Raw genomic sequence first — 12164 nt, 5'->3', positions numbered from 1 at the left:
TCAGCCTGCGTAGGTACTCAGGTCGTACACCGTCGCGCTGCCGACCGTGGTCGCCGTGAAGTTCGCCTCGACCCACTCCTGGATCTGTGAGGACGTACTCTCCGAGTCGCCGCCCATTCCTCCACGAGCCATACCGCCACCCATTCCTCCGGACACGTAGTACGTCACCTCGTGGTTGGAGACGTACTCGATGAACTCGTCGAGCGACGGCGCAGGATCACCACTCCACCCGCCGATGGCCATGACGGCCGTATCGGACGACAACTCGTATCCGGCTGCGGACATCGAACCGTTCACCGCAGCGGACCACCTCGTGGTCGTGGATTCGAGCAGAGCCGTCAACTCCTCGTTGGTCTCACCGCCCATGCCACCCATGCTGGGCATGCCGCCTGTGCCGACGTCACCGGTGGCGAAGCCGGCCGGAAGATCGGCCGCATCGGCAGGCATGGCCACATCACCGCCCAGCACAGCATCATTCGGCACAGCATCATTCGGCACAGCGTCATTCGGCACAGCGTCATTCGGAGCAGCATCACCCGGCATCGCTCCCGTCGGCATTCCACCACTCGGCATTCCACCACTCGGCATTCCACCACTCGGCATTCCACCGCTGGGCATTCCGCCGGGACCGCCGTCGCTGACTGCACCGGTCGGACCTGCGGTGGGGACGGAACCACTGTGCGCGTTCGTCGTCGTAGCGATGGCATACGACGCGCCGCCGCCGAGACCTGCTACGGCTCCGAGGATCAGCGCTGCCGCAGTGAGCTTTCGGTATCGCCCGGCCGCCAAGATCATCACGGCCGCAACGATGGTTCCCACCAACAGGATCCACTTCAGTGCCGGCAGCCAGTCCGCGTTGCGATGCAACAGCACCCAACTCCAGATCCCGGCTGCGATCATCATCGATGCCATACCGGCTCTGCCCCAAATCGATTCACGCCTGAGCCACAGTGCGTAGCCGCCGGTTCCGATCATGCCCGCGAGTGCAGGGGCGAGCGCGACGGTGTAGTACGGGTGGATCGTTCCGGACATGTAGCTGAAGATCAACGCCGTCACCAGGAACCACCCGCCCCACAGAATCAGGGACGCACGCAGGAGGTCGGTTCGCGGCGCTCGGCCACGTGCGATCAGCCCGAAGACCAGCGCCACCAGGGCCGCCGGGATCAGCCAGGAGATCTGGATTCCCATCTCGCTGCCGAACAGTCGGTCCAGACCGGTCGAGCCTCCGAAGCTGGACCCGGCTGCCCCGGCACTCATTCCCGCCGGAGTCTCCATGCCACCTCCGCCGCTGTTGCCGAAGATGCGGCCGAGCCCGTTGTACCCGAGCACCAGATCCATGACGGTGTTGTCGGTGGACCCACCGATGTACGGTCGGGCACTTTCCGGCCAGAGCTGGACCGTCACCACCCACCACCCGGCGGCGACCACGAGAGCCGCCGAGGCCCCGACCAGGTGCAGCAATCTGGCCCGCAACTGAGCCTGTCCTGCAACGAGATACGTGAGACCGAACGCCGGCAACACCAGCAGCCCCTGCAGCATCTTCGTGAGGAACGCGAACCCCAGCGCCACTCCGGCAAAAGCGAGCCACATCGCGGCCCGTCGTCCGGCAGCTGTCTGCAGAGATCGCACGACGAAGTAGCCGCCGAGTGTCATGAGCAACACCAGCAGCGCGTCGGGATTGTCGAAGTTGAACATCAAGGCCGCCGCCGGCACCGATGCCAGGGTGAAGCCGGCGAGCAACCCGGCCGTGGGGTTCGCGACACGCTTGACCGCGGCATACACCGTCGCCACCGAGGCGACACCCATCAATGCCTGCGGCAGAAGCAAACTGAAGCTCGAGAACCCGAACAGTCGAGCCGACAGACCCATGACCCACAGCGAGGCCGGCGGCTTGTCCACGGTGATGAAGTTCTCGGAGTCGAGGGATCCGAAGAACCACGCCGTCCAGTCCTTGGTACCGGCCTGCACCGCGGCGGCGTAGAACGTGTTCGCGTATCCACTTGCCGTCAGGTTCCACAGGTACAGCGTTGCCGTGGCCGCGAGCAGTATCAGCAGACCGAGCAGGTGCCGGCGGCGATACCACCACGTGGTCTGCCAGGACGGCTGGCGGGCGTGCGACGGAGGCATCGCGGCCGGTCGGTCGAGTTGGGCAGTCATCGCAGATCCTGTTCGTCGAAGTTGTCGACTACGAGAATGTGCGATGGACCGTCGGCCGGGCTGGGAGCAGCCTGCGAACTTGCTGTGAGCGAGAGAGCTCGCTCAGACGCGATCGGCGTACACGACGATGTTGTCGTCGTAACTGGAGATATCCGAGTCGAATTGGCCGCCACAGGTGATCAAGCGCAAGCCTGGGTGGTCGATGTCTCCGTAGACCTTGTCGGTGGGAAACGCATCCTTCGGATACTGCTCCACCGCGCTGACGACGAACCGGACCGTGCTGCCGTCCTGGCTGACAACGGTGACATCGTCGCCCAGTTCGAGATCGCGCAGCCGGTAGAAGACACCGGGGCTGCCGCCCCAATCCACATGCCCCGCAACGATCGACGGTCCCAGTTGCCCCGGAACCGGCGACCCGGTGTACCAACCGGCGGGGAAACCGCCCGCGGGTACCTCCATCGAGCCGTCCGGACGCAGACCCAGACCCATCACATCGGAGTCGACGCCGATCGCACCGATCTCGAGGCGCGCAGGCGGGGACCCGGGCGCCGACGACGATCCGGCGCCGACCTCACCCGACGGCGTGACGACGGCGGGAGCAGAAGCCGAGGGCATCGACTCGTTCTGCGCGGGGCCGGCATCCGAGGGCGTTGCGCAGCCGGCAACCAGCGACAGCAGCACCAGGAACGCCGCTGCCACCGCCCGCACCACGACCCGATGACGGGTCGTGGTGCGGGCGGATTCGGCCGGAGGTACCGATACCTCGACGGTAGGTCTCACCGATCAGTTCCGACGACGAGTCAGAGCCAAGGCAGAGAAAGCACCGACCGCGAGTACCGCCAGCAATGTCCACATCGGAGCGAACGACGTTGCAGTCGAACGGTTCACGGTACTGCCGTCACCGGTGTCGACACCACCGTTCGGGATCTGTGTGATCTGGCCACCGGGGTTGTACGTGCCCGGCTGATCCGGGCCACCCGGTGTGATCGGCTGGTTGGGCACGTTCGGCTGGTTGGGCACGTTCGGCTGGTTCGGCACGTTCGGCTGATTCGGCACGTTCGGCTGATTCGGCACGTTCGGCTGATTCGGCACGTTCGGCTGATTCGGCACGTTCGGGACACCCGGGATCGGCGGGATGGTGATCACCGGCGGCACACCCGGAATCGGGGGCACCTCGATGACGATCGGCGGCGTACCGCCACCATCACCCGGCGTACCGCCACCATCACCCGGAGATGTCGTGGTCACGGGCGGCGTGGTGGTCTCCGGAGATGTCGTGGTCACGGGCGGCGTGGTGGTCTCCGGAGATGTCGTGGTCACCGGAGGCGTTGTGGTCACCGGAGGCGTGGTCGTTATCGGAGGTGTGGTGGTCACGGGCGGCTCGGTGGTTCCGCAACCCGGGTTGGTGATCGTGTTCGAGTCGAGGGTGACAGCTCCGTCCAGAGCCAGTAGCCGTCCCTGCACATCGGCATTCGTGGTCGCCGTGATCGACGCCCGTGCCATGATCGTGCCCACGAAATCGGTACCGGTGCCGAGTGTGGCCGAGCTTCCGACCTGCCAGAACACGTTGCACGGGTTGGCCCCGTTGATCAGCGAGACACTGCTGTCGGATGCCGTGATCAGCGTCGATGCCGCCTGGAAGATGAACACGGCGTTGGAGTTGCCCTGCGCGTCGAGTGTGAGGGTTCCGGTCAGGCCGAACGTGCCCGAACCGTACAACCCGGCCAACAATGTCTGTCCGCCGAGTTCGACTCCGGTCGAGGTTGCTCCCGGTCGACCGGCGGCGTCGTCGTATCCGGTACTCAGATCCGCTTTCGCCTGCGCTGCAACCGAATTGCGGTCGTTGATAACTCCACTGGTGAGCTCTCCCGGTGGGAATCCGGTGATGAACGGTTCGACACCGACGCCTGGGCTCACTCCGACGTTGCCGCCGATCCTCGACGGGCCGGTGTTCGTGATCTTGGAGCCGGCCAGAACGGCATAACTCTCCGCGGTGCCGAGTTCGACGGTGGTGGGTTGAGCCTCGGCTGCGGGGACGTTGATCAGCATGAGAGCGCTGGTGGCCAAAGCGACCGAACCGGCAAGCGGAACGAGGGTTCTGCCCCTGCGCCTGATGGGGGTCGACGTGCACGTGTGCTGTGAAGCGGGCATGGATTGCATACCGTTCTGCTGGTTGGGCGAATCGGACTTGTTGCCGGACTTCGTGAACCGCGCAATCGATCCCCCGACGAGTTCGATTGCGCAGCAATTGATGTCCCGACGCTCAACGGCCGCCCCGGACCGATCCGAGTGCGTGGAGGTATCGCGGTTCCGTATTCGATGACGTCACCGGCCGACGGAGTTCGGCAAGGTGACACAACTATGCGATCAGCGGAGGCTCGTGCCCACTCCGCAACTAAGAGTTTCCCCGTATCTCTACGGTGTAGAGCTACAGCACACCATGTGTAGGATAATGAGTCAAGCGAAAAGTGTTGTCGAACAACAAGTTTGTTTGCCCCCTACTTACCGGTCGGTTCACTGCTTTCGAGAGGTTGCCTACCGATGTCCACGACGAACCGACCGGGCCCACACTCCAATATCAAGATCGACCGCGAGTACGTGGTGTCCGCCGCCCTGAGCATCGTCGATCGAACCGGCCTCGACAGCCTGACGATCCGGAGCCTCGCGGCATCGATCGATCGCGATCCGATGACCTTCTACCGATACCTGCCCACCAAACAGGCGTTGCTCGACGCCATCGCAGATTCGGTACTGGGCACACTCGTCTGCGTCGACGGCGCAGACCCCGATTGGCAGCGTCAGCTCAGAATTTTTGCGCGGCACTACCGTGAGCTCGCCCTCCAACACCCACACGCGGCGGTGCTGCTGACCACCTGCCCTCAGGCGACTCCACTGGGATTGGGCACGCCCCGGTCACTGGCCTCACTCGAGAACATTCTGATTCTGCTGACCACCGCGGGATTCACGCTGCCCGAGGCCCTGACGAGCTATCGGCTGATGATCTCCTTCCTACGCGGCCATCTACTGAGCGAGACCCAGGAAACGACCGCCAACCCGGACGAGACCGGCGACCGCCTCAGCCTCGCTCTGCGCCGACTCCCCATCGACACATTTCCCCTGCTGTCGACGCTGCCACCTCTGATCACCGAGTACGACGGTGCCCTCGAACTCGAGTTGGGTCTCGACGTGCTGTTCCGAGGCATCACCGCACCTTCGACCTGAGCGGATCGACGCTCCCGGGGCCCGCACCGGACCGAGCCGTACCTTGTCCCAGGATCACGGCATCGGCCTTCACGCCATCAGAGCAGTCCGGTGCCTGCCTCGTTCGCTCGTTCTTCGTCTCGTTCCTGCTGCGCAGCGGCCAGGCCGGACATCGTGCGCAGCGGAACCTCCTTGAGGAAGAGCACCAGTACGAATCCGAGGACCATCAGAATCGACACGGCCAGGAACACGTAATCCATGGCGTCGGAGAACCCGATGCGGAACGGCTCGGCCAGAGCCGGTTCGAGCTTCTGAATGAACGAGCTGTCCTGCAGTGCACTGCCTGCGACGGAGGCGTCACCCGAGGCGATGGCTCGAGCGAAACCCGATTCGAGCGGATCGGAACTGGTGGCGGCGCTCTGTACTGCCTGCTGGAATGCCGGCGTCGAACTCGCGGCAATCAGCGCGTCACCCGTCTTGGGGGTCAGCTGTGTGAACAGCATCGACAGAAACACCGCCACACCGACCGTCGCACCGATCTGCCGGAAGAACGTTGCGGCAGAGGTGGATACACCCATGTCCTTGGGCGGCATCGCATTCTGGATGGCCAGGGTCAACGGCTGCATCATCGACCCGAGACCGAGGCCGAAGACACCCATGACGACCATCGTCTGCCACAGCGGGGTATCGGCGTGCACGTAGTGGAAGACGAACATCGCGATGGCCATCAGTGCAGTACCGACGATCGGAAAGATTTTGTACCGCCCCGTCTTCGAGATCATGCGACCCGAGACGATCGACGCGACCATCAAGGCACCGACGAGGGGCAGAGTCTGGTAACCGGCCAGCGTCGGCGAGGATCCCTTGACCACCTGCAGGTACTGCGGCAGTAGCGAGATGCCACCGAACATCGCTGCGCCGGCGATGACGCTGACAGCAATACACAACGAGAACAACGGGTTTCGGAAGAACCGCATGGGGATCAGGGCGTCGTCGCCCATCTTGATCTCGGCGAGCACGAACGCGATGACGCCCACGATGCCGATTCCGAAGCACAGCAGGGCCCGCGGCGAGCTCCATCCCCACACGCGACCTTGCTCGGCGATGATGAGCAGCGGGACCAGGCCGACGCTGAGAAGCACTGCCCCCCACCAGTCGACGCGCGCCTCGCGGCGGTACACCGGCAGATTGAGCACTCGCCACACCACCACGAGCGCGATGATGCCGAGGGGGACGTTGATGTAGAAAACCCAACGCCAGCCGGTGATTCCGAGAATCGACGACTGCCCGGCGAGCAGGCCACCGATGACCGGTCCGAGCACGCTGGACGTGCCGAACACGGCCAGGAAGTAGCCCTGGTACTTGGCACGTTCGCGCGGAGGCACGATATCGCCGATGATCGCCAGCGCCATCGACATCAGACCGCCTGCACCGAGGCCCTGGATGGCGCGGAAGGCGGCGAGCTCGTACATCGACGTCGCGATGCCGCACAGCATCGATCCGACGACGAAGATCGAGATGGCCGTCATGAAGAACGGCTTGCGCCCGTAGAGGTCGGAGAGTTTGCCGTACAACGGGGTCGAGACCGTCGAGGTGATGAGGTAGGCCGTGGTGACCCAGGCCAGCACCGAGAACCCGTTGAGGTCGTCGGCGATGGTGCGGACGGACGTCGAGACGATGGTCTGATCGAGCGCCGCGAGGAACATGCCCATCATCAGGCCCGACAGGATCGTCATGATCTCGCGATGCGAATACTCGCCGGACGCGGGGGTCACTTCAGGCTCGGTTACCATCTCTTTGACGCACCTTTACGTAGCATTTGCTTGTGTCCTACAACGATATTGGGACACCAGCATGCGCGCAGAACGCCGTCGGTGCAAAGAGTTATTTGCGCCGGATCCGGTCCCGCACCTCACGCATCGTGTGCGGATGAATTCCCTCGGCCGCGAGAACTCGACGGGTCTTGCGGCGCGTGAGCAGAACTCCGGTGATCGCGATGATCCACACCGGGAACTGCACGAGCAATGCGATCCGGAAGCTGTCGAAGGTGTAGCCGCCCATCGCGTCGAGAATCCAGCCGATCGCCGCGATCACCAACAGCGACGCCAGGAAGCCACCGATGTTCACCATCCCCTGCGCCGTGCCCAGATTGGCGCTCGGATTGAACGTTCGCGCGAGGTCGAACCCGATCACCGAACCGGGGCCACCCACCGAGATCACCACCACGAGCAACACCAACAACCACAGCGGAGCGGGCCCGGGCAACGCCAACACGATCGCCCACATGGTCGCGTTGCTGATCATGATCGCCAGCACCAGCCACGACCGTCGCATCGGATAGCGCCCGGTGAGAACACCAACCACGATGCCCGACGCCACCGCCGATGCCACCGACACCGTCAGCAACGCTCCGGCCGTCGACGCCGACAAGCCCTGCGCCGACGTCAGATACGGAACACCCCACAGCAACGCGAACACGGTGATGGAGAACTGGGTACCCATGTGCGAGAAGAAGCCGAGCCGAGTGCCGGGGCGTCGCCACACCTCGGCGATGGAGGCGAGGGTCTGTTTCAGCGTCGTCGGCTCGAACACTGGGGCAGCTCCGACGTCGGGGCGATCCCTGACGAGCGCGAGAACCAGTACGAGAGCAAGGAGACCGAGTGCCGCTGCGCTACCGAACGCGAACGTCCAACCGGGTCCGTTCAACAGAATCAGGAACGGGACCGCCGAGAGCACCTGGCCGAGCTGGCCGAGCAGACCGGTCAGCTGCGAGACGATCGGCACTCGCCGCGGCGTGAACCACACCGGCACCAACCGCAGCACCGAGATGAAGGTGAGAGCGTCGCCCACGCCGACGAACGCGCGCGCGACCACCGCGACCGGAAGCGACTCCGTCAGCGCCAACGTGATCTGTGCCGACGCCATGATCAGCGCGCCCGCGGCGATCATCTTGCGCGAACCGATGCGATCCAGCAGCACCCCGGCCGGGATCTGCATCCCCGCGTAGACGATCACCTGCAGCACCACGAACGACGACAGCAGCGACGGCGACACCGAGAACCGATCCGCCGCACTCAGCCCGGCGACGCCGAACGACGTTCGATGCAGCACTCCGACGATGTAGGCGAAGACGCCGACGCCCCACACCACCCAGACTGCCTTGCCAGTACTCACCGGACGATTGTGTCAACCACGCTGTGGAATAGTCGTAGCCGGTAGTACTCGGAGCGGGCAGTAGTACCCGAAGCAGGCAGTAGTACCCGAAGCAAGAAATGGAGCGACGTCGTGGCCAAGCAGCTGTTGGTGCTCAACGGTCCGAATCTGAACATGCTCGGCACCAGGCAGCCGGAGGTGTACGGCCACGCCACTCTCGCCGACGTCGTCGCCCTGTGCGAGAAGACCGCCGCCGAGCACGGACTCACCGTCAAGGCAGAGCAGTCCAACCACGAGGGCCAACTCATCGACTGGATCCACGAGGCCCGCGGGGTGGCGTCGGGCATCGTCATCAACCCGGGCGGACTGACGCACACCTCGGTGGCGCTGCGCGACGCCCTCGTCATCCCCGAGGTGCCGGTCATCGAGGTGCACATCTCCAACGTGCACGCCCGTGAGGAGTTCCGGCACCACTCCTTCGTCTCCCCCATCGCCAGCGGCGTCATCGCCGGACTCGGGATCGACGGATACCGCTTCGCCATCGAAAGACTGGCTGCTCTCATCTGACACTCAGGTTGTACTGCATAAACTGGTCGCCGTGAACACGAGCAAGAACGTCTCGAAAGACATCAAGGCCATGCAGAACGGCGACAAGAATCGTCGGACTCTGATCCAGATCGTCGTCGCAGTCGTTCTGATCGCGCTCGTGGCGGCGATTGCCCTCTTCATCGTCAACAAGGATTCGACGTCGGGGGATGCATCTTCCGCCGCAGGCTCCGGCGAATCGACCGGGGCTCAACTCACTCCCACGTCGGTGACGGACGACGGTGCCATCCGCTTCGGCAACCCCGACGCCACCACCGTCGTCAGCGTCGTCGAGGACTTCCAGTGCCCCGCGTGCAAGAACTTCGAGTCCATCAGCGGATCGACGTTGCAGCAGCTGGCCGACGCGGGCAATGTCGCCGTCGACTACCGCCCCATCTCCATTCTCGACCGGTTCTCGAACGGAACCATGTACTCCACCCGCGCGGCAAGCGCCGCGATCTGCGTCGCCGAGAACGACCGCGACAACTGGATGAACTGGCACACCGCAATGTTCGAGCAGCAGCCGGCCGAGGGCGGAACCGGACTGACCAACGACGAGCTCGTCGCGATCGCCGCCTCTGCAGGGGCCGACTCCCCCGCCGTCGCGTCGTGCATCACCGACGGCAGCTACACCGATTGGGTCACCACCCAGACACAGTCGGTCCTCGGCGAAGGCATCAACGGAACGCCGAACGTGCGCGTCAACGGCACCGACGTCTCCAACCCGACGCCGGAGAACATCCTCGCCGCCGCTGCCGGTAACTGAGCGGCAACCGGTCGCCATGAGGACACGCGCAGGCGCTGCTGTATTCACCGTCTTCAGCGCGCTCGGGTTACTCGCCGCGATGACGCTGACGATCGAGCGATTCAAACTGCTCGAGGACGCGTCGTACGTCCCGTCGTGCAGCCTGAATCCGGTGCTCTCGTGCGGCTCGGTGATGGTGACGAAACAGGCTGCGCTGTTCGGTTTTCCGAACCCCATCCTCGGCATCGTCGCCTTCTCCATTGCCCTCGTCGCCGGGGTGCTCTGGCTCGGCCGCGTCGAACTACCGCACTGGTTCTGGCTCGGACTGAGTGCAGGCCTGCTGCTCGGCGAGGTCTTCGTGCACTGGCTGATCTTCGAGAGTCTGTACGAGATCAACACCCTGTGCCCCTACTGCATGGTGGTGTGGGCGGTGACGATGCCGTTGTTCTTGCTGGCTCTGAGCCGATTGGTCGGCTCCGGCCCGAACAGCGGCGGCACCGTCGGACGCCTCTTCCTCGAATGGCGCTGGACGCTGCTCGCGGTGTGGTACGCAATCGTCGTCGCGCTCATCGGAATCCAGTTCTCGGACTACTGGGCAACTTTGGTTTGAAAATACTGCTCTGACAACCCTGCATTTCCTTTTGCGAATCTCATGAGTCGAACGTCTGCACCGTGCATGATGGGTGCAGCACCCGAGTGAGACTGATCACAGCTCCTGGCTCGGGGAAGATCGTTCGAGTAGCAGGAGTCGATACATGGCAGGCGATCCATTCGCAGTCATCGTTGCCGTCATCGTGTCCGCCGCCGGTGTAGTCGCCGGAACCGACGCCCCGGCTCCGATTCCCGATCAGGCGGTGCAGGACCAGGCGGCAGACATTGCCGCCAACGCCGAAGATCAGGCGAAGACGATGAGCGATCAGTGGACCGAACTACTGGGCACCATGCCCGAACCGGCCGCCGACATCGCCGACCGCACCCTCTCCGACGCCGCCGAGGGCCTGCACACCGCCGCCGAACCGATGCTCCCCGACCTGCCGACGGTGGAAGACATCGAAGCAGTGGACACAGAAGCAGCCGATATCGCTGACCCTGCCAGTGCTACCGATCCTGCCACTGCCACCGATCCTGCTGCGGCGGCGACAGATGTTGTTAGCGCCGCTCCTGCCGCTCTCGCTGCGGCAGTACCCAGCGCGCCACTGCCGTTCAGTGTGTTCTCCTCGGGCGCTGGGTCGTCGAATGCGCTGTCCACCACCGCAGCGGCGCTCGGAGCCGGTGCCGTTCAATTCGCCGGCCGTACGTACACCGCCGCCGACATCGCCACCCAGACCGCGTTCATGGCGTCGGCCGAGGCCATCAGACGTGCACTGTTTCCCGGTCAACCCGCTACGTTCACCGGCATCAATGTGGGCGCGATCGGTTTGGGTGCCGTGGGAGCCATCACCGCCTTCGTGCCGTGGCTGCAGAAGGCGGGCAACATCTGCGGCGGCGTCAAAGCGACGACCATCGCGGCACTGTATGCCGCCGAGAACGGGTTTCGGCACGGCCCCACTGCTCCGGTCTCGAGCACCGGCGCGCAGGGGCCGGGGCAGTTCATGCCAGGAACCTGGGCGACGTACGGCAAGGACTACGACGGCAACGGTGTCACCGACGTCAACAGCATCGGTGATTCGGTGATGGCGTCGGGCACACTGCTGTGCGATATCTACGGGCAGGTCGACGGGTGGAAGCGCGAGGGCAAGGTGTCCGGTGACACCTTGGATCTGACCCTGGCCGGATACAACGCCGGCGCGGGAGCGGTGCTGCGATCGGGCGGTATGCCCTCTGGCACATTCGATTACGAGACGCAGACCAAGCCGTACGTCTCTCGTATCCGGGCGACCGAAACGCAGTTCGCCGCCATCCTGACCCCGTTCGCCGGACTCGACCTCACCGGAATCGGCGGACGATCGGTGCAGTTGGCGATGGACTACCTGGGGCTGCCGTACGTGTGGGGCGGCGGCAACATCAACGGACCGTCCGGCGGCGGATTCGACTGCTCGGGCCTGACGTCGTATGCCCTCTACAAGGCCTCGGGCGGAAAGGTGACGCTGCCCCGAACCTCGGAGACTCAGTGGAACGTGGGCACCGAGATTCCGATGGCAATGGCGCAACCGGGCGATCTGCTGTTCGGTAACTTCGGGCCGGCCGGGCCGGGCCACGTGGCGATCTACATGGGCAACGGCCAGATGGTCCACGCTCCCACCACCGGCGACGTGGTGCGCGTGGCACCGGTGTTCGACGGTATGCGCGCCCGTCACATCGTGTAGGCGCGCGCGTACAGTGC

10 protein-coding genes are annotated in these 12164 nt (G+C 64.5%); 5 read left to right on the top strand and 5 right to left on the bottom strand.

Annotated elements, in window-relative coordinates:
* The 3 genes from CH291_RS15810 to CH291_RS26810 all read right to left on the bottom strand — a co-directional run bounded on the left by CH291_RS15810 (position 1) and on the right by CH291_RS26810 (position 4308).
* Positions 1–2157 (bottom strand): glycosyltransferase family 39 protein, encoded by a 2157-nt coding sequence (locus tag CH291_RS15810; protein WP_179276560.1) that lies wholly within the window; start codon positions 2155–2157, stop codon positions 1–3.
* Positions 2158–2259: 102 nt separating this feature from the next.
* Entirely contained in the window at positions 2260–2937 is a 678-nt protein-coding gene (locus tag CH291_RS15805; RefSeq protein ID WP_052049260.1) for a class F sortase, read from the bottom strand.
* A gap of 3 nt (positions 2938–2940) precedes the next feature.
* Entirely contained in the window at positions 2941–4308 is a 1368-nt protein-coding gene (locus CH291_RS26810; protein WP_256980866.1) for an ice-binding family protein, read from the bottom strand.
* A 390-nt stretch (positions 4309–4698) separates the two neighbouring features.
* Between CH291_RS26810 and CH291_RS15790 the strand changes: the two genes are divergently transcribed.
* The gene (locus tag CH291_RS15790; RefSeq protein WP_094687981.1) at positions 4699–5379 is read left to right on the top strand and encodes a TetR/AcrR family transcriptional regulator C-terminal domain-containing protein; all 681 of its coding nucleotides are present in this window, start codon (positions 4699–4701) and stop codon (positions 5377–5379) included.
* Between the two features lie 77 nt (positions 5380–5456).
* Here the strand turns inward: CH291_RS15790 and CH291_RS15785 are convergent, their stop codons facing one another.
* Both CH291_RS15785 and CH291_RS15780 read right to left on the bottom strand, forming a co-directional pair.
* Complete coding sequence (locus CH291_RS15785; protein WP_094687980.1) at positions 5457–7151, bottom strand: MDR family MFS transporter; 1695 nt, start codon at positions 7149–7151, stop codon at positions 5457–5459.
* Between the two features lie 91 nt (positions 7152–7242).
* Positions 7243–8532 carry an MFS transporter gene (locus CH291_RS15780; RefSeq protein WP_094687979.1) on the bottom strand — a complete coding sequence of 430 codons (1290 nt, stop codon included), beginning with the start codon at positions 8530–8532 and terminating at the stop codon, positions 7243–7245.
* Positions 8533–8643: 111 nt separating this feature from the next.
* On the opposite strand from CH291_RS15780, the gene aroQ reads away from it, so the two are divergent.
* From aroQ to CH291_RS15760, 4 genes are all read left to right on the top strand, one after another.
* Positions 8644–9078: a type II 3-dehydroquinate dehydratase gene (gene aroQ / locus CH291_RS15775; protein ID WP_094687978.1), complete on the top strand. Its 435-nt coding sequence runs from the start codon at positions 8644–8646 to the stop codon at positions 9076–9078.
* 31 nt (positions 9079–9109) lie between these two features.
* Positions 9110–9862: a DsbA family protein gene (locus CH291_RS15770; protein WP_256980865.1), complete on the top strand. Its 753-nt coding sequence runs from the start codon at positions 9110–9112 to the stop codon at positions 9860–9862.
* Positions 9863–9878: 16 nt separating this feature from the next.
* On the top strand, positions 9879–10451 hold the full coding sequence (locus CH291_RS15765) for a vitamin K epoxide reductase family protein (RefSeq protein ID WP_094687977.1): 573 nt from the start codon (positions 9879–9881) through the stop codon (positions 10449–10451).
* 145 nt (positions 10452–10596) lie between these two features.
* Positions 10597–12147, top strand: coding sequence for a C40 family peptidase (locus CH291_RS15760; protein ID WP_068053465.1), 1551 nt, complete (start codon positions 10597–10599; stop codon positions 12145–12147).
* Positions 12148–12164: the final 17 nt, after the last annotated feature.

This window comes from Rhodococcus sp. 14-1411-2a, from assembly GCF_002259485.1.
Lineage (GTDB): Bacteria > Actinomycetota > Actinomycetes > Mycobacteriales > Mycobacteriaceae > Rhodococcoides.
This window is presented reverse-complemented; position numbering and strand designations above follow the sequence as displayed.